The organism is Iodobacter fluviatilis (assembly GCF_004194535.1).
Classification (GTDB): domain Bacteria; phylum Pseudomonadota; class Gammaproteobacteria; order Burkholderiales; family Chitinibacteraceae; genus Iodobacter; species Iodobacter fluviatilis_A.
The window spans coordinates 2417895-2435663 of the sequence record NZ_CP025781.1 but is presented as its reverse complement, the minus strand read 5'-3'; the positions used below and the strand labels follow the sequence as shown (position 1 = coordinate 2435663).

At 48.5% G+C, this 17769-nt stretch carries 17 protein-coding genes and 1 riboswitch; of the genes, 9 read left to right on the top strand and 8 right to left on the bottom strand.

The genetic code is table 11. From position 1 onward, the window contains the following. The first annotated feature begins 167 nt into the window (after positions 1-167). From C1H71_RS10925 to C1H71_RS10910, 4 genes are all read left to right on the top strand, one after another. A complete protein-coding gene (locus C1H71_RS10925) occupies positions 168-1244 on the top strand; it encodes a TIGR03790 family protein (protein ID WP_188053206.1) in 1077 nt (358 codons plus the stop codon). 122 nt (positions 1245-1366) lie between these two features. Next, positions 1367-2791, top strand: coding sequence for an exodeoxyribonuclease I (gene sbcB / locus C1H71_RS10920; RefSeq protein ID WP_130106578.1), 1425 nt, complete (start codon positions 1367-1369; stop codon positions 2789-2791). 75 nt (positions 2792-2866) lie between these two features. Beyond that, complete coding sequence (locus C1H71_RS10915; protein WP_223145845.1) at positions 2867-4489, top strand: FAD-dependent oxidoreductase; 1623 nt, start codon at positions 2867-2869, stop codon at positions 4487-4489. After that, entirely contained in the window at positions 4486-5799 is a 1314-nt protein-coding gene (locus C1H71_RS10910; RefSeq protein WP_130106577.1) for a hemolysin family protein, read from the top strand. The genes C1H71_RS10915 and C1H71_RS10910 overlap by 4 nt, the downstream gene beginning before the upstream one ends. Positions 5800-5939: 140 nt before the next feature. Here C1H71_RS10910 and lpoB read toward each other — a convergent pair whose 3' ends face one another. From lpoB to C1H71_RS10895, 3 genes are all read right to left on the bottom strand, one after another. Then, positions 5940-6536 (bottom strand): penicillin-binding protein activator LpoB, encoded by a 597-nt coding sequence (lpoB, locus tag C1H71_RS10905; RefSeq protein WP_130106576.1) that lies wholly within the window; start codon positions 6534-6536, stop codon positions 5940-5942. A 26-nt stretch (positions 6537-6562) separates the two neighbouring features. After that, the gene (locus C1H71_RS10900) at positions 6563-6961 is read right to left on the bottom strand and encodes a YcfL family protein (protein ID WP_130106575.1); all 399 of its coding nucleotides are present in this window, start codon (positions 6959-6961) and stop codon (positions 6563-6565) included. Between the two features lie 149 nt (positions 6962-7110). Further along, on the bottom strand, positions 7111-8388 hold the full coding sequence (locus C1H71_RS10895; RefSeq protein ID WP_223145844.1) for a COG3014 family protein: 1278 nt from the start codon (positions 8386-8388) through the stop codon (positions 7111-7113). 468 nt (positions 8389-8856) lie between these two features. Next, positions 8857-8942: riboswitch (S-adenosyl-L-homocysteine riboswitch) on the top strand. Between the two features lie 65 nt (positions 8943-9007). On the opposite strand from C1H71_RS10895, the gene ahcY reads away from it, so the two are divergent. After that, positions 9008-10420 (top strand): adenosylhomocysteinase, encoded by a 1413-nt coding sequence (ahcY, locus tag C1H71_RS10890; protein WP_130106573.1) that lies wholly within the window; start codon positions 9008-9010, stop codon positions 10418-10420. A gap of 49 nt (positions 10421-10469) precedes the next feature. Here the strand turns inward: ahcY and C1H71_RS10885 are convergent, their stop codons facing one another. Next, on the bottom strand, positions 10470-10655 hold the full coding sequence (locus C1H71_RS10885) for a hypothetical protein (protein WP_130106572.1): 186 nt from the start codon (positions 10653-10655) through the stop codon (positions 10470-10472). Between the two features lie 639 nt (positions 10656-11294). On the opposite strand from C1H71_RS10885, the gene C1H71_RS10880 reads away from it, so the two are divergent. Both C1H71_RS10880 and C1H71_RS10875 read left to right on the top strand, forming a co-directional pair. After that, positions 11295-12005: a substrate-binding periplasmic protein gene (locus C1H71_RS10880; protein WP_130106571.1), complete on the top strand. Its 711-nt coding sequence runs from the start codon at positions 11295-11297 to the stop codon at positions 12003-12005. Between the two features lie 285 nt (positions 12006-12290). After that, a complete protein-coding gene (locus C1H71_RS10875) occupies positions 12291-12839 on the top strand; it encodes a hypothetical protein (protein ID WP_130106570.1) in 549 nt (182 codons plus the stop codon). 59 nt (positions 12840-12898) lie between these two features. On the opposite strand, the gene arsJ is transcribed toward C1H71_RS10875, so the two are convergent. Together arsJ and C1H71_RS10865 are read right to left on the bottom strand one after the other, a co-directional pair. After that, on the bottom strand, positions 12899-14089 hold the full coding sequence (arsJ, locus tag C1H71_RS10870) for an organoarsenical effux MFS transporter ArsJ (RefSeq protein WP_130106569.1): 1191 nt from the start codon (positions 14087-14089) through the stop codon (positions 12899-12901). Positions 14090-14365: 276 nt separating this feature from the next. Then, complete coding sequence (locus tag C1H71_RS10865; protein ID WP_130106568.1) at positions 14366-15400, bottom strand: ArsJ-associated glyceraldehyde-3-phosphate dehydrogenase; 1035 nt, start codon at positions 15398-15400, stop codon at positions 14366-14368. 77 nt (positions 15401-15477) lie between these two features. Between C1H71_RS10865 and C1H71_RS10860 the strand changes: the two genes are divergently transcribed. Continuing rightward, positions 15478-15822 carry an ArsR/SmtB family transcription factor gene (locus C1H71_RS10860; RefSeq protein ID WP_130106567.1) on the top strand — a complete coding sequence of 115 codons (345 nt, stop codon included), beginning with the start codon at positions 15478-15480 and terminating at the stop codon, positions 15820-15822. Further along, the gene (arsB, locus tag C1H71_RS10855; protein WP_445351638.1) at positions 15816-16871 is read left to right on the top strand and encodes an ACR3 family arsenite efflux transporter; all 1056 of its coding nucleotides are present in this window, start codon (positions 15816-15818) and stop codon (positions 16869-16871) included. The genes C1H71_RS10860 and arsB overlap by 7 nt, the downstream gene beginning before the upstream one ends. A gap of 51 nt (positions 16872-16922) precedes the next feature. Here the strand turns inward: arsB and C1H71_RS20665 are convergent, their stop codons facing one another. Beyond that, the gene (locus C1H71_RS20665) at positions 16923-17081 is read right to left on the bottom strand and encodes a hypothetical protein (protein ID WP_188053204.1); all 159 of its coding nucleotides are present in this window, start codon (positions 17079-17081) and stop codon (positions 16923-16925) included. Positions 17082-17149: 68 nt separating this feature from the next. Beyond that, entirely contained in the window at positions 17150-17503 is a 354-nt protein-coding gene (gene speD, locus C1H71_RS10850; RefSeq protein ID WP_130106566.1) for an adenosylmethionine decarboxylase, read from the bottom strand. Positions 17504-17769 lie beyond the last annotated feature (266 nt).

Sequence of the window (17769 nt, the reverse complement as noted above, 5' to 3'; positions counted from 1 at the left end):
AATCTGGTCTCGACCATACGATTTTTCGCTTCGAGCGTCTAAGTCCGACAGGCTGCTAGCGATTCTGGATCCCCGATAGAAGCATTCGGGGATGACGGTGGAAGCATTCGCGGATGACGGTAGACTTGCTTGTTTGCACAGCAGCCCAATTAGCGTTGGCAATGCGCATGCACTTGCCATACGATGCTGCCATTCTCGTATCCAGAGCACGACTCGTGAAGCTTGGCCTTATCTCTCTATTTATTTCTGCATCACTCTGGGCCGCACCGCCTAAGCCGCCTTTTTATCAACTCAATGCCAGCCAGTTGGCGGTGGTGGTGAATCGTAATGATCCGCTCTCTGCTGAAATTGCTCGTTATTACGCAGAAAAACATGGTTTAAAGCCTGAGCAGATTTTTCAAATTAGCCTGCCCACAGACCGTAGTTGGATTAGCGAAGGTGAGTTGGCAAAGGCCAAAGCGGAGCTGGATACGGCACTACCCGCTCATATTCAGGCGCTGGCACTGGCATGGGCCAAGCCCTATCGGGTGAATTGCCTGAGTATCACTTATGCCTTTACGCTGGGCTATAAAGAGGGCATTTGTCAGAGCACAGGTAAGCCGACTCCTGCCTCGCCATACTTTAACCATGCCAGCACCCAGCCCTTCAGCGATTTAGACTTGCGCCCCAGCATGATGCTGGCAGCCAATAATCTGGCGGAAGCTAAAAAATTAATTGATCGCGGCGTAGAAGCTTGGGGCAGTTTCCCAGCAGGCACCGCTTATTATTTAACCACCAGCGACAAAACACGCAGCGTGCGAGCGCCGCTCTTCCCTCCAACGCAAACCGTAGCCCGCCCGCCAATTAAGATTGAAAGCTTAAATAGCGATGCCATCAGCCATAAAAAAGACGTGCTGATTTATCAAACGGGGCTCACTAAGGTTGATAAATTAGAAACACTGCGCTTTGTGCCTGGTGCACTGGCCGATCATTTAACTTCTTTTGGTGGCATGCTTACCGATAGCAGCCAAATGAGCAGCTTAAAATGGCTAGAAGCCGGTGCGACTGCCAGCTATGGCACGGTGAGCGAGCCTTATTCTTACCCGCAAAAATTTCCCAATCCAGTTGTTCTGCTCTATCACTACTTGGCAGGGGCGACTGCGGTAGAGGCTTATTGGAAGAGTGTGGAGTGGCCAGCGCAGGGGGTATTTATTGGCGACCCACTAGCGGCCCCGTTTCGCAGCCTTAGCCCAAGGAAACAATAATAACGGGCACTTATGCCGACGAGTTTTCAATGGGTATATGGCGCGCGCGGGCACAAAAACGTGCCCACCCTCATGTTTAAGACCTTATAATCAGCCAGCGATTATTTGAGGCGATATAAGATATGCATACCTTTTACTGGCACGATTACGAAACATTTGGCATTAACCCGCGCCGTGATCGGCCCAGCCAATTTGCCGGTATCCGTACCGATGCCGAGCTAAACGAGATCGGTGCGCCGCTGATGCAATATTGCAAGCCCGCTCCCGACTATCTGCCCGATCCTGAATCCTGCCTACTCACGGGGATTACCCCACAGCACTGCTTAGAAAACGGCGTGGATGAGTTTGAATTTGCCGCACGTATTGAGGCCGAGCTTGCCGCCCCAAGTACCGTAGGCCTAGGCTATAACAGCATCCGTTTTGACGATGAAGTCACCCGCTTTATGTTCTGGCGTAATCTGATTGAGCCTTACTCACGCGAATGGCAAAACGATTGCTCGCGCTGGGATTTGCTCGATGTAGTGCGCACTTGCTATGCCCTGCGCCCCGAAGGAGTGAACTGGCCAACCCATGAAGATGGCCGCCCTTCTTTCAAACTAGAACACTTAACCAAAGCTAATGGCATTAGCCATGAAGCCGCACACGATGCCTTATCCGATGTGCGGGCCACCATTGCGCTGGCAAGGTTGATTAAGCAAAGCCAGCCTAAACTCTTCGATTTTTGCTTCTCGCTGCGCAAAAAAGACAAAGTAATGGAGCAAATTGGCCTACCGAACGCTCGGCCATTTTTACATATCAGCGGCATGTTTCCAGCCGATCGCGGCTGCATTGCCATCGTCTGGCCGCTGGCCATGCACCCTAGCAATAAAAATGAAGTCATCGTCTGGGATTTAGCCTTCGATCCAACCGAGCTATTTACCCTAGACGCCGACACCATACGCCAGCGCATGTTCAGCAAAAGCGCGGATCTGCCTGAAGGCGTCACCCGCCTGCCAGTAAAAAGTATTCATATTAATAAATCACCCATCGTGATTGGCAATCTAAAAACGTTAAGCAGCGATCGAGCCACACACTGGAATATCGATGTAGAACAAGCGCTGGCACATGCAAAAATAGCTGAAACTGCACCTGATATGGCCGCCATCTGGCAACAAGTCTTTAGCAGCGAACACGTCAAAAGCGATGTGGATGAAGACTTATACGGTGGCTTTGTTGGCAATAACGATAAGCGCTTGTTGGCCAAGCTACGCCATTTCAGTGGCGAAGAGCTAGCCCGTGAACCGGTGAGCTTTGAAGATAGCCGCCTCGAAGAAGTCTTGTTCCGCTACCGCGCCAGAAACTTCCCCCAGAGCCTCTCCCCCGCAGAGCTACGCCGCTGGGAGCAGCACCGTGCAGCAAAGCTCTTTGATGGCGCTGGCAGCGCACGCACGCTAGAAGCATTTGGCGACAAAATTGATGAGCTTTCAGATCATATCGACGACAGCCAAGCAGAGTTACTGGCTACGCTGTTTGATTACGCCGAAAGCATTATGCCGGATGAGGGCTAGCCTTCTCTCCCTTCCCCTCTCCCGCAAACGGCGAGGGGAAAAGATCCAAGCCTTTTCCCTTCTCTGCCCAAGAAAATGACTCCAATCTCCCGCCGTCGCTTCCTTGCCCTTGCCGCCAGCAGCGCCCTTGTGGCCTGTGGCCGTGTGCCGGATTTTTCTCGCTTTACACGCTGGGGCTTGCCCATTCAGGTGTATATGCCGGGGATGGCAGAGGGGCATCGTTTGCGCCAGCCAGACTTTCCTGCCCCTAGTGCAGAAATCAGCACTCACGTATTGATTTTGGGCAGCGGCGTAGCAGGGTTGGGAGCTGCGTGGCAACTGGCTAAAAGTAGCACAGAGTTTCTGCTCATTGAAGGGCCAGAGTTTGGTGGTAATGCTGCAGAAGGCCAACTTGGTGGGCAGCCCTATCCACGCGGTGCGCACTATTTACCGCTGCCATCCAAAGAATCTAGCCATGTGCGCGAGCTACTTGCCGAAATGGGCGTGATTGAGCATGGCGCTCTGAGCGATAGCCCGCATTTTAATGAAGCCGTACTGGTGCACTCCCCCGAAGACAGGTTGTATATCAACGGCCAATGGCAAGACGGCGTGGTACCGCAGCATGGCATTTCCAGCGCTGAAGCCCAGCAAACCGAACGCTTTTTTGCCCTTACTGAGCAACTAAAAACCAGCCTAGGTTCAGATGGAAAACGCCTATTTGCCGTACCCTTGGTTTTATCCAGCCTAGACAAAAAATGGCGGGCACTAGATAGCCAAAGCTTTGCAGACTGGCTGGCCGCCGAGCAATACACCGCCCCCAGCCTGCTATGGTATCTGAACTACTGCTGCCGCGACGATTACGGCAGCGATTTAGCCCACACCTCGGCATGGGCGGGGCTGCATTACTTTGCCAGCCGCAACGGCCACGCCGCCAATGCCAGCAATGGTGCCGTACTAACTTGGCCCAATGGCCTATATCCACTGATTAAATATATGGCGGAAAAAATCCCCGCTGGCCAACGTCAATCAGGCATGGCTTACCACGTAAGCGAAACCAAAGATGGCGTAGAAGCGCTTATCTTTAATACTAAAACTGGGCAAACACAGCGCATCAAGGCCAAAAAGGTCATTATGGCGATGCCACTGCACGTCACGCAAAAACTGCTGCCCTTAGCCCCGTATGGCTTTTTGCCTGAGCATATGCCAGAGCACGCGCCTTGGTTAATTAGCAACTTTTTACTCGATGGCTTTCCGGCAGAATCTAGCACCGAAGCGCTGGCATGGGATAATGTGCTGTATCAAGGCAAGGGGCTGGGTTATGTCGTGGCTAGCCATCAGCTGATCCGCGCGGCAAAACCTGCCCAAACGGTATTTACAGCCTACCACGCTCTATCAGACCTTACACCCAAGGCAGCAAGACAATGGCTACAACACGCCAGCAGCGATGAGCTTTACGAATTAGCCGCCAGTGATTTACGCCATGTTTACGGCTGGCGCTGGCGGCAATCTATCAAGAGTGTAGAGATCACCCTGCGTGGCCACGCTATGGCAACGCCCTCGCCGGGTTTTTTAAGTAATCAGGGGCTAGCAGCCTTACGTGTACAAAACGGCAAGGTTTTATTTGCTCATTCAGACCTGTCAGGCTTATCAATCTTCGAAGAAGCTTTATGGTGGGGCTGCCGAGCTGCTAAGCTAGCGCAAGGAGATTCAATATCATGATGAACGGTTTATTCCTTATTCTTATTCTTATTTTAATTAGTGCCTTTTTTTCTGTTTCAGAAATTGCTCTGGCTGCATCGCGTAAACACAAGTTGCAGCAAATGAGCGAAGAAGGCGATAAGCGCGCCGATCTAGTGCTCGCCTTGCAAGAGCGCCCAGGGGATTTCTTTACCGTGATACAAGTTGGTGTGAATGCCGTAGCTATTTTGGGCGGTATTTTTGGCGAGCCCACGTTTACTCCGGTTTTTAAAGCACTCCTCATTCAGCTGGGGGTATCCATCGAGCTTTCCCATACCTTAGGCTTTTTAATGTCTTTTACGCTGGTTACCAGCTTATTTATTCAATTCGCCGATTTAATCCCTAAAAGAATTGGTATGGCCGTACCAGAAGCCACTGCAGTAAAAGTGGTTGCACCTATTTTATTTTGTATCTTTTTATTACGTCCGCTGGTATTTATTTTTGATGGTATTGCCAACATCATTTTTAATGTCTTTCAGTTGCCCGCTGTGCGCCGCGATGAAATCACCACCGATGATATTGTGGCAATGGCGGATGCTGGCGCAATGGCCGGCACGGTAAGGCGTAAAGAACATAATCTAATTGAAAATGTATTTGAATTAGAAACCCGCACCGTCACCTCGGTGATGACTGCACGTGAAAGCGTGATTTTCTTTTCACTAACGGATACGGAAGAAAATATCCGCGCCAGAATGCTGGCCGATCCCCATTCTAAATTTTTACTTTGTGAAAATAGCATCGATAGCGTATTTGCCTATATTGATGCCAAAGATATATTGCAATTAGTGCTTAAAGGCGGCGAAATCAATCTACTGGAAGGCTTAAAGCAATGTGGCAATCGCAAATTGCTGACGATTCCTGATACGCTTTCCTTATCTGAAGTCCTAGAGCAATTTAAAGAAGCGCGTGAAGACTTTGCCGTTATTTTGAATGAATATGCATTGGTGGTTGGAATTATCACACTCAATGATGTCACCATTCAATTAATGGGCAGCATGGTAGATCCTGGTGCCGATCAAATTGTTCGTCGGGACGAAAGCTCATGGTTAGTCGATGGCGTAACACCGATTGAAGACGTAAAAAAAGCTTTAGATATTGATGAATTAAAAGACGAGGAAAACTACGAAACCATCGCGGGCTTTATGATGTATATGCTCAAACGCATTCCTAAAAAAGCCGAGCTGTTGATTTTTGGCGATTACAAATTTGAAGTGGTCGATATTGATAATTTCCGTATTGACCAGCTGCTAGTCACGCGAATTACCCCACAAAAGAAATCCGAAGAAGAGTAAAAAGCATGAGGAAAACGTAGTGTAATTTTGAGCACCAAAAAGCCCAACAATCCTATAAGGGATGTTGGGCTTTTTTTTACTCCACACCATATACTTGTAGGGGCGCTGCTTGCTGCGCCCCTACCTAACAGCGATATCTCTTAACGCTTAGACGTTTTACGAATCTCTTTTTCGTCCTGCCACTCATCCACACCTTCTTCGATATTTTTCAGAATAAGGGTGAATTTATAAAATACGTCTTTGGTATTAGAATTCTTTTTCACAATTGAAGTAATTTCACCTGTTAGCAAATACTTAGCGCCCTTCATTTGGCCAAGCTTAGCTTTATTTTTATAGAGCCCTGTTTCGTTTTGTTTCTTTAATTCTTCAACCTGTGCATCCATCGTGCTGCTATCGGTTACAAACTTAACACCAGATTTCATCAGCTGCGTTTTCATGCTATTGGTAATATTGCGGGTATCAATATATTCAGACGTTTTATTTTTAACTTCAGATACCACAATAAATGGGCGGCTAGCCATTGATGGATGTTGCATTAAAGAGCGTGCCATCGTTTCGGCAATCATTTGTAAATCGGTAGAACCAAATTCATTACTTACCGTTTCTACGGCCTTGCTATCGCCATACACCACATCGCCACCACCAACCGTAGGCGTTGAATTGGAGGCGCAGCCCCCTATCAGTAAGATAGCTGCAAGCACAGCACTGATTTTGGCACATTGTTTCGTCGTTTTCATTGCATTATTCCTTTGTGATGTGGGGCTCATTTAGCCGCTGGAGCGCCGGTGTTTTCAGGGCTATTTACTTCCATTCTAAAATCAACCGCCTCTGTAACGGGGGCAATTGAATGAATAGTTTGCTTTTGCAAGCCAATAAATTTCATCGGCTTCCAGCCCTCTTCTGCGCCTACGGTAAAGCCTGCGTTATCTAGCCAGCGAAAGCGATAATAAAGCTGCTGATCACCCTTATCTTGGTTCTGTATTTCTAACTGCACCGCCAATAAGCCATTGCGTTGCAACATTTGTCCACCATTGAGCTTTAGATACTTCATTTCGCCCAACTGCTCCACTTTATCCGCAATGGAAAGAGGAGCGGCCTGTACTAGCGTAGAGCATCCCAATACAGCGGCCAATAACACGCCACGGGCAAGATACTTTTTCATAATGATTCCTTTATTAAACGGATTTAACGGATATCTAGCAGCAAATACAACGCCCACAAACCTCACCAAGATCACGCACAAATACCAATAAACGTATGGCCTTTTATTTGTGTATTTTGTATTGTTAGTGGGCTAAATCGTGTTATCCCCTACCTATTGGCCGATTGCCCAAAATAAACCTGATTACCCATCACCCGAATCGGCACGATTTGATACGCCCCCGCTACTTTTAATTCAAAAGCCTCTTGTCCCTGAGCAGTGGGCACTAATAGTTTGTGCATTCCAGCCGGTAAAGACACCCGCACGATGGCAATTTGTGCGGGTAAGGTGCTCCAAGTGCGCTCGTCAGCCTGTTCTGTTACCACGGTAACCAAGCCAAGGATCAAACCCGCAATAGCGCTCGCATTATTATCCCGATCACTGAATTGTTTTTGAGCCGCAGCTCGGCTCACCGCGCGCACCGTGGTGCGCAAAATAATGCCAGGCATTTCATCGCGTAAAGCGCGGCGGCTCATTGCATCCACGCTGGTAATCGTGCTCACCCCCAAGCTACGGCCATCGAGTTTTAATTGCGCCGGAGCAAAACCGTTATCCGCCCGAATCACCGGAAACGACACCGCCGTAAAGCCCGTGCGATAAATCGGCAGTGGTACAGTGATCGATTTGCGGGCGGGCGCTAAGCCAGAGCTCAGCACCAACAGCACATCGGTCATGCCACGCTTAGACGCTTTGCTATCCAGCTGCAGCAGGCCTTCTTCTAAGACCTTACTATTAGGGCGCAACTCTATCGCTTTACGATAGCCAGGCGCGGCTAGGCTTTTTTCACCTAAAGCCTCATAAACAAAGGCGGCTAAATAATGGCTAAAGGCATTTTGATAACTATTTTTTAAAGCCAAAACTTCTGGATCATCTAGCGTTTCTACGGGGTAACCTTTTAAATCTTTAAAGGTGGTTTTTACCCCCTTACCCCTCGCTTCTTCTTCATCTTTTTCATAAATACGCGCGCGATACTCCGCAATAATCGCTTCACGTTCATGGGTTTTTTTGATCTCTACTCGGGCATTATTCCAGTCACCTGCCGCCGCATGGTTAACAGCTAAAAGGGTGGATAGCAGCACTTTTTCATAATCGTAGCCATCGTAACGACGGGTTTTATCGTTAATTAAAAAACTGCCTACGTCTCCTAGTAATTTATCTGGGGAGTACTTAACGAGCTCTTCCCAATCATGAATTTTTGCATCGGCCTTTAACCACGCGTTTGTGCTGGCAGGCAGATCATTTTTAAGCTGTAACAGCTGGCCTTTTTCTAAGTAGTACAGCAGATCTTTATCGCTATTATTGGCTTCCAATACCGCCAGAGCGTTATCTGGCTTGCCCGCCTTGGCAAGATCAATCACCCCTTGCGATTCAGCCTGGTAACTGCGCATGGATCCGCAGCCGCTTAAAAGCAAAGCAGTGATAACGCAAATGGCTTTTACACATTTCATTCGGGCAACGGCCTCGGTTACATAATGCTGATTGAATATAGTGAATGAATTTATCACATTGAAAACTTAACTTTGTAACCGATGTTAGCCATATGTTCAGCAAAACAAATGCACAATTAATCACATTCAATTTAAACCAGCTCATATTAAAGCACAGGCTTAGGGTCTGTTGACGTTTCATTCGCCATTGCGCTGAGCCGAAAAACGGCCAGTCACAAGGTATGTGACGAAGGTAATAACGGGTTATTGTCGAGGAGCATCACGCAGGGAATGGCCATTTTCCGGCTCAGCCCTTCGGGTTTAGCCCCAAACAATCTGACTAATGCCTCACCGCAATTACTGTTGCATGTAAGCCAAACCTAGTTCGCAATCAGACAAAAATAAGACTCTTCAGACTATACTGAAAGCGTATTCGAGGAGCGCTGCAACTCTAAGCCCTGTTCCGCTAAGAGCTAGGCTCGAATTCGACCCTAGGCTAACTGCGTTCTCCTGATAAACCGCGCCGAGCACTGCATGCGCACAGGTGGTGCCATGCTCGGCTACAGATAGGAATAACACTGTGGCTCATCTTGATTTAGCAAAAGCTGATTTTAAAGTCGCCGATCTGTCCTTAGCCGATTGGGGGCGTAAAGAGATCCGTATTGCAGAAACTGAAATGCCAGGCCTGATGTCGGTACGTACCGAATATGCAGCCGCGCAGCCGCTCAAAGGAGCGCGTATTGCGGGCTCCATCCATATGACTATCCAAACTGCCGTACTGATCGAAGCCCTACAAGCGCTCGGGGCAGAGGTGCGTTGGGTATCGTGCAATATTTTCTCTACCCAAGATCACGCCGCCGCAGCGATTGCCGCCGCAGGCACAGCGGTGTTTGCCCATAAGGGCGAAACGCTCGAAGAATACTGGGATTTCACCCATCGTATTTTTGATTTCTCCAACCATCAATACGCCAATATGATTTTGGATGATGGTGGCGATGCCACTACCTTGCTACACCTTGGTGCGCTGGCTGAAACCGATTTAGCGGTGATTTCTGCCCCTGCCAACGAGGAAGAAATTGTCCTATTTGCCTCGATTAAAGCAAAACTCGCCAAAGACCCAACGTGGTATTCCACTCGCCTAAAACATATCAAAGGTGTAACCGAAGAAACCACCACCGGCGTGCATCGCTTATACAAGATGCACAGCGAAGGCCGCTTATCCTTCCCCGCCATTAATGTAAACGACGCGGTAACCAAATCTAAATTCGATAACCTTTACGGCTGCCGTGAATCCTTAGTGGATGGGATTAAACGCGCCACCGATGTGATGATCGCCGGTAAGGCCGCCGTGGTGTTGGGCTACGGCGATGTCGGCAAGGGCTGCGCCCAAAGCTTACGTGGACTAGGTGCCGTGGTTTACGTCACCGAGATCGACCCGATTTGCGCGCTGCAAGCGGCCATGGAAGGCTACCGCGTGGTGACCATGGATAGCATCTGCAATCAGGCGGATATCTTTGTGACCACCACCGGCAATGTCGGCGTAATTACCCATGAGCATATGCTCAAGATGCGCAATAACGCTATCGTCTGCAATATCGGCCACTTCGATAGCGAGATTCAGGTAGCGTCCTTAAGGCAGTACGAATGGGAAAACGTGAAGCCGCAAGTCGATCATATTATTTTCCCAGATGGCAAACGCATTATCTTGTTAGCCGAAGGCCGCTTGGTGAATTTAGGCTGCGCCACCGGCCACCCAAGCTTTGTGATGTCCAACTCATTCACCAATCAAGTGCTAGCGCAAATCGAGCTATTTACCAAAACTGAGCAATACCCGATTGGCGTCTACGTGCTGCCTAAGCACCTCGATGAAATGGTTGCCCGTCTACACCTTAGTAAAATTGGCGCGGCTTTAACTGTGCTTACCGATGAGCAATCGGCCTATATTGATGTACCTAAGCAAGGGCCTTATAAGCCAGCGCATTATCGGTATTAATTAAGTCTTTAGATAAAAATGGGGAGACTTGTCTCCCCATTTTTAACTATCAACAGCATCTATTATTCTTTACCTTCATGTGTTTCAATCCCTTTTTATATGTTCCATCTTTTTTCATAGCCAATAAAACCACATCAAATCTATCCCGCAAAATAACCCGTTTTTTCTTTTTAGAAAAAGCCATAAAGCGAGGAATAGCTTGTATTGCTAGTTCACGCTCTCTGACTTTATCCATAACACCTTTGCGCTTTAAAATATCCAGTACGCCGTATTAATTGTTTACCAAGACATCAAAACGCCCTGCTAATCGTTTTTATATTTTTTGCTGCTACTTAGACGCTGGCCTTGCCTCGCTTATCGCCTTGATTACCGGCGTTAGCTTTAGGCTGTTAGCAATACGATTGCGCTGGCAGCTACCGGTTTTGCGCGGCGATCATATTCGTGGCTTTGATTAGCCGCACAAAATCTACTCCCTTTAGCTAAGATAAATGCACGCATTTGCTCTAGGGTCTGTTGACGTTTCATTCGCCATTGCGCTGAGCCAGAAAACGGCTAGCAGCCTATCGGACTTAAGCGATCGTAGCGAGGGAAAGACCGGTTTGAGACAGATTTCGCGGGTTTTTGAGGCGAATAGCTGGCTATTCAACGAGAAAATGCGTGAAATCTGGCCGAATCCGGCTTTTCCGTAGTAGATCAGTCTTAAGTCCGACAGGCTGCTAAGCACAGGCATGTGACGAAGGCAATAACGGGTTATTGTCGAGGAACATCACGCAGTGAATGGCCATTTTCCGGCTCAGCCCTTCGGGTTTAGCCCCTTTTTGGGGCTGCACGCAGCCGTGAATAAAACGTCAACAGACCCTAGGTGGAGTACATCATGCCAAAATGGTTGGCTTTACTGAGTTGCCTAAGCGGGCTGGCGCTCGCCCAGCCGGTTAAACTGGTGACGGGGCCCGATTACCCGCCCTTTACTGACGCATCAAGCCCAGATGGTGGGCTGGCCGTTAGCCTCGTTAAACAGGTCATGAATCAGGCAAAACTCCCTTATCAATTAGACTGGCGGCCTTGGGCTAATGGCTATCAATCAACCCTAAAAGGGGAGTATTTAGCCACTTTTCCCTATATCAGCAGCCCTGAACGGCTGAAATTATTCGAGTTTTCAGATCCTCTGTTTACCCTTGAAATAAAAGTGTTTGCCCTGCCTGGCAGCCAGCTGGACGGAACCCAACTCAGTAGCTTACAAGGTAAACGCTACTGCCACCCTTTGGGCTGGGCCTATTTAAAAGAGATCGAGTTAATGGTTAATAAGGGATTATTTCAGATGATCCGCCCCTACGATATGAGCTCTTGCATCCGGCTTATCTCAGAAGACAAAGCCGATTTTATTCTTACCGATCAAATACAAGGCAGTAAAGCCATTTCCCAGGTTCCTGGGCTAAAAAAAACGCCTGTAGCCTGTGGCGGCATTATGGAAAAAGTAACCTTAAAGCTAATGGTAAAAAAAAATCAGCCACAATCAAAAGTATTTTTGCTGCAATTTAATGAAGCGCTAACGGCGTTACGAAAAGCGCCGAGTCAAAACGAGTAAATAAGGATATTTTAGAAGCGCAATCAGCCTATTTGCTCTCAATAATCCCGCTCCATCTTCGGCCGCACCATGGCTACCCGCAAAGCTACGTGGGTAGATTTAATAAATCATGCCGCCACGGCTGATTTAGCTTGCTCCACCCTCACGCGCCCGTTCCCTAGGGGCTAGATACACCGCCTCCCTGCCTAAGCATCCTGACAATGCAATGACAATGATTTACATAAAAATAGATTTACTTCTATTAGGCAGCTGGCAAAATCTGCTTTTCTTATGCGCTGCCTGCTGATGAAAATACCGATTCGCCTTTTTAGCTTTTTACTCGCCCTGCTGCTGCATCTAGGCTTATTTACGCTTTATTATCCCGCTCCGCGCTTCAGCCCGGTTGATACTCCCAGTGTGGAGGTCACGCTATTAAAAATTCTCACTCGCCCCATTGCACCCACAGCAGCACCAGAACCACCTGCGCTGAAAACCTCAAGCCCCAAACCCGTTGCTTCAAGCCACAGCACAATAACGCAGCAATCAAGCCTAAACACATCCACTAATACGCCCCTGCCCCAACCTAATTCAGCCACAGAAACCATCATTGGCAATCTAGACAGCGCCTTAAGTAGCCCCGCCAGTGCCGTAGCCGCACTGCCCAAAGGTTTTTTTAATAGCAAAAAAACCATACCAAACCTTGCCCCGCCACCAGAAGAGCATCGCACCGTACTGGCAAAAGAGCTGGATAAAGCAGTGCGCGGCGATTGCAAAAACGCATACAGCCAAATGGGATTATTGGCGATTCCCATGTTATTGCACGATACGGTTAGGGATACAGGCTGCCAGTGGTAGCCATGCTTTTTATGCTCACGCGCAGAGCCGCCACGCGTGGGCACAAAAACGTGTCCACCCTACATTTTTTGCGCTTTCGCTACGAAAATAGGCAAGGCCAGTGATATCAACGCCGCTATAGCCACAAAGACTGCCGATATCCACAAGCAAGCGGCAAGGCCTGCGATTTGGTAGATCCAGCCTGATAAAACCGTGCCTATCAACCGCCCTACCGCATTGGCCATATAGTAAAAGCCAACATCCAGCGATGCGCCGTCTTCCTTGGCGTAGCTAACGATTAAATAGCTGTGCAATGATGAATTAATCGCAAACAGCACGCCAAACACCGCCAGCCCCAACAGCAATACAGCTTGCACCGATAAGCTCAAGCTGATCACGGCGGGAATGATGGCCAGCGCCAGGGCCCAGTACAGTGCCGATCTACCGTCGGGATGCTTACCAGTCACAAGGGGAGCGAAGGATTGCACGATGCCGTATGCAATGACCCAAGCAGCAAAAAACGCCCCGATACGCCAATCGCTCCAACCCAGTTGAGTAGCCATATACACCGGCAGAGCCACCACAAACCAGACATCGCGAGCACCAAACAAAAACAACCGCGCCAGCGATAGCACCTTCACCGGCCTACTTTTAGAAAAAACATCCGCAAATTTAGGCTTGTTTTTTGCCTTACCTAGATCTTCTTTTAAAGAGAACATGCTAGCCAGCCAAACCAAGCACAATACTGAGGCCAGCAGCCAGATCGCCCCAGTAAACCCCAATGCAGATAGCAAAGCGCCACCCAAAAAGAATCCTACGCCTTTTAAAGCATTTTTAGAGCCAGTTAACAGCGCCACCCACTGATAGAGCCGCCCTTCCGCGCCTTTAGGCAACAGTGCTTTAATACTGCTTTTAGCACTCATTTTATTTAAATCTTTGGCGATACCTGATAGCGCTTGCGCCGCCATCACCCAAGCCACCGTCAACATGCCTACTGGGACGGTAAGCGCAAGTAAAGCCAGTACTTGCAACGCTAGGCCAATATTCATGGTTTTATTCAGACCAACCCGCGCGCCCACCCAACCGCCAACCAAATTAGTGATCACACCAAAAATCTCATAAAACAAAAACAGCATAGCAAGACTCAGCGGCGAAAACCCCAACTGATGGAAATGCAGCACCACCAACATCCTGAGCGCCCCGTCCGCTAGGGTAAACGCCCAGTAATTACCGGTAATGATGAGATATTGGCGGATTTGTGGGGAGAGCATCGTGTTCCGTATAAATAATTGATCTTACAAAATATAAACCCAAATCTGGCCCTACAGAGAACACAAAGGGCACAGAGTTTCACAGATAAATACAGATGTTGAACTCAGCCGTTCACTTGGTTTTCAGCCATTTTCAAACCAAATAATCTAAGTTTTATCGCGACTCATGGCTTAGGGTTTTAAAGCCCATTCAAGCACGCCGAAGCGAGAAAGTGAGATCCATGCAGTGGTTCCCCTTCAAAAATAAACATACCAAAAGCAGAACATCATAGCGGGTTACACCCAGCACCAACCGCTTAGCCCCCCCCCCTCTATAAGCCCCACTTTTTTCACCAGCTCTGCGGTGCGGTTTACATAGCCCCATTCATTGTCATACCAAGCGTAGAGCTTAAGCTGCGTGCCGTTAATCACCATAGTAGAGAGCGCATCGATAATGGATGAGCGAGCGTCTCCTCGGTAATCTACCGATACCAGTGGGCGCTCTTCATAGCCCAGAATATCTTTCAGATAAGTTTGGGACGCTACTTTCAGCAGGCTATTCACCTCTTCAGCTGTCGTTGCGCGTTCCAGCTCAAAAACACAATCAGTGAGCGATGCATTGGTCAATGGCACGCGTACTGCGTGGCCATTAAGGCGGCCTTTCAGCTCAGGGAAAATCTCGGTAATAGCGGCCGCCGAGCCTGTTGAAGTCGGAATCAGGCTGGTGCCGCAAGAGCGAGCGCGGCGCAGGTCTTTATGTGGTGCATCGATAATAGTCTGGGTATTGGTTAAATCATGGATTGTTGTCATGCTGCCGTGGCGAATACCCAGCTGCTCATGAATCACTTTCACCACTGGGGCAAGGCAATTGGTGGTGCAGCTGGCAGCGGTCACAATGCGGTGAATGCTCGGATCGTATAAATGATCATTAACCCCCATTACTATATTCAACACCCCAGCTTCTTTGATTGGCGCAGTCACCACGACGCGTTTTACACCTTGGTCTAAATAGGCTTGCAGCAGAGCGGTACTCCGCATTTTGCCCGAGGCCTCTATCACCACATCGCAGCCCGACCAGTCGGTATCTGCAATGGCGCTGTTGCGGATGGTTTTAATCTGCTGCCCACCAATCACAATATCATCACCATCGCTTATAGCTTCATGAGCAAAACGCCCATGTACAGAATCAAAGTTGAGCAAATGCGCCAGCGTGGCAGCGTCACCAGCCGGATCGTTAATCTGCACAAACTCAAGCTCTGGCCAGCCCCAAGCTGCACGTAAGGTCAAACGCCCCATTCGGCCAAAACCATTAATGCCTACTTTAATCGCCATTATTTTGCCCTTAAGAAGTTCAACGTCATACTAAACACATCAATGCAATATTTCAAATATTATTGTATAGTTGAAATATGGAAAAAATAATCGCAACTACCATTTTTGAATCGCTCTCTTCCGGTGTACGGCTAGACGCGTATCGCCTGCTGGTTAAGCAGGGCGATAAGGGCATGGTGGCAGGGGATATCGCGGCGGCTTTGGGGCTGCCCGCTACTAATACGTCTTTTCACCTAAAAGCACTGGCGCAAGCCAAGCTGATTACAGTGGAGCAGGAAGGGCGCTATATGCGCTATCGAGCAAACCTGCCCCTGATGCAGGAGCTAATCTCGTTTCTAAGCGCAGAATGCTGCGAAGGCCATCCAGAGCAGTGCTTTGATCCGTCTGTCTCTTGCTCAATCCAGAAGGATGTATCGTGTTAGAAAACACCAGTAAAACAACTGAGATGAGCGTTTTTGAGCGCTATCTTACGATCTGGGTCTTTTTGTGCATTATTGCGGGAATTGCTTTGGGGCAATTTTTACCCAGCATTTTTCAGGCCATTGGCGCAATGGAGCTCTCTAACGTCAACCTACCTGTAGGCATGCTGATCTGGATTATGATTATCCCGATGCTGATTAAGGTCGATTTTTCGGCACTGAGCGAGGTGCGTAAACACGTCAAAGGAATTGGAGTCACGCTGTTTGTAAACTGGCTGGTAAAGCCTTTTTCGATGGCGTTTTTAGCGTGGTTGTTTATCCGTGTGCTGTTTGCCCCTTACCTGCCCGCTGAGCAAATCGATAGCTATATCGCCGGATTAATCTTGCTGGCCGCCGCGCCATGCACAGCCATGGTATTTGTCTGGAGCAAACTAACGCATGGCGACCCGCTGTTTACGCTAAGCCAAGTCGCCTTAAACGACAGCATTATGGTAGTGGCATTTGCGCCACTAGTCGCGTTTTTGCTAGGTATATCGGCAATTATTGTGCCTTGGGCCACGCTCATTACCTCGGTGGTTTTGTATATCGTCGCGCCTGTTATGATCGCCCAGCTATTGCGCAAATCTTTACTGGCACAAGGCCCCGCCGCCTTTGATACAGCCATGACTAAAATTGGCCCTTGGTCGATTAGCGCGCTATTAGCCACGCTGGTTTTACTGTTTGCTTTTCAGGGCAAAGCCATTATTGAGCAGCCACTGGTCATCGCCTTATTAGCCGTGCCGATCCTGATTCAAGTACTGTTTAATTCAGGGCTGGCCTACTGGCTAAATCGAGCGCTAGGCGAAAAACACAATATCGCCTGCCCATCGGCACTCATCGGCGCATCTAACTTTTTTGAGCTGGCAGTGGCGGCAGCAATTAGTTTATTTGGCTTTCATTCTGGCGCAGCATTAGCCACCGTGGTGGGAGTATTGATTGAAGTGCCGGTCATGCTCTTGGTGGTCAAAGTAGTGAACCGCAGTAAGCCTTGGTATGAAAAAAACTTAATCTGAATCAGTCGCAAGAGAAACGTGTCAGCCGCCTCACTCGCCTCGAGCTCACGCTTAGAAATTATTCTCGTAAGAATGAGAAATACGTTGCAACTCACCATAAAAAATAAACTTAGGTGTATTTCGCTCTTGTACGGCAATACGCAATGGCGCTTCAGCAAACGTATGCCCGCTAAATAATCCGCATAGCCAGATTAGTTTTAATTTGAACATACCTCACTCCGCCTGATGCGCAGCCCAAATTGTTTATCTATAAAGCTAATTTGCTCAATACGGGAAACTTAAACCACAGACGACGAGCTGCGCTCATGTTTATTGATTTTTTGCCATGCTGGGGAAAGCGCGGCGATCAGAGAAATTAATGCCGCATCGGCCTCAGCCTCACCGCACATAAAGATATCCACTGCGGCATAGCCATGCTCGGGCCAAGTATGAATCGATAAATGTGACTCCATCAACAGTAATACGCCGGTTACTCCTAACTCAAGGCCAAAATGGTGAAAGTGTCCAGCCAGCACGGTGGCATTACCCGCCTCTGCGCCGCTTCTTAATATCTGCTCAATTTTGACTGGATCTGCCAGTAGAACCGGCTCGATCCCGGATAAATCAGCAAGAATATGACGTCCTAAACTCATAAAAACCTCAAAAAACCCATACTTCTAAACAAGACAAAGTGCGATTTAAAATACCTATTCGGCATGTATTTAATATGTAAAAAGATAATTTTTATACGCTAGTCCCTTATATTGTGACCACAGCGGGTGTTTTTGGGACGCTCATTTATGTCCGCCGCCGCCGCCGCCCCAATTACTACTCCCACTGCTACCGCTAGTCCAGCCCCTCGATGAAGAGCCACTGCCACTGCTACCAGAGGTGACATTTATGAGCGTACAAATGCCGA

Excerpts from the sequence above, each read along its gene's own strand:
- C1H71_RS10885 (WP_130106572.1), bottom strand. The coding sequence starts at position 10,655 with ATGGATAAAGTCAGAGAGCGTGAACTAGCAATACAAGCTATTCCTCGC.
- C1H71_RS10875 (WP_130106570.1), top strand. The coding sequence starts at position 12,291 with ATGAAAATACCGATTCGCCTTTTTAGCTTTTTACTCGCCCTGCTGCTG.
- C1H71_RS10910 (WP_130106577.1), top strand. The coding sequence starts at position 4,486 with ATGATGAACGGTTTATTCCTTATTCTTATTCTTATTTTAATTAGTGCC.
- arsJ (WP_130106569.1), bottom strand. The coding sequence starts at position 14,089 with ATGCTCTCCCCACAAATCCGCCAATATCTCATCATTACCGGTAATTAC.
- C1H71_RS10915 (WP_223145845.1), top strand. The coding sequence starts at position 2,867 with ATGACTCCAATCTCCCGCCGTCGCTTCCTTGCCCTTGCCGCCAGCAGC.
- C1H71_RS10925 (WP_188053206.1), top strand. The coding sequence starts at position 168 with ATGCACTTGCCATACGATGCTGCCATTCTCGTATCCAGAGCACGACTC.
- C1H71_RS10880 (WP_130106571.1), top strand. The coding sequence starts at position 11,295 with ATGCCAAAATGGTTGGCTTTACTGAGTTGCCTAAGCGGGCTGGCGCTC.
- C1H71_RS10865 (WP_130106568.1), bottom strand. The coding sequence starts at position 15,400 with ATGGCGATTAAAGTAGGCATTAATGGTTTTGGCCGAATGGGGCGTTTG.
- C1H71_RS10860 (WP_130106567.1), top strand. The coding sequence starts at position 15,478 with ATGGAAAAAATAATCGCAACTACCATTTTTGAATCGCTCTCTTCCGGT.
- speD (WP_130106566.1), bottom strand. The coding sequence starts at position 17,503 with ATGAGTTTAGGACGTCATATTCTTGCTGATTTATCCGGGATCGAGCCG.
- C1H71_RS20665 (WP_188053204.1), bottom strand. The coding sequence starts at position 17,081 with ATGTTCAAATTAAAACTAATCTGGCTATGCGGATTATTTAGCGGGCAT.
- C1H71_RS10900 (WP_130106575.1), bottom strand. The coding sequence starts at position 6,961 with ATGAAAAAGTATCTTGCCCGTGGCGTGTTATTGGCCGCTGTATTGGGA.
- C1H71_RS10895 (WP_223145844.1), bottom strand. The coding sequence starts at position 8,388 with ATGCGCAGTTACCAGGCTGAATCGCAAGGGGTGATTGATCTTGCCAAG.
- lpoB (WP_130106576.1), bottom strand. The coding sequence starts at position 6,536 with ATGAAAACGACGAAACAATGTGCCAAAATCAGTGCTGTGCTTGCAGCT.
- sbcB (WP_130106578.1), top strand. The coding sequence starts at position 1,367 with ATGCATACCTTTTACTGGCACGATTACGAAACATTTGGCATTAACCCG.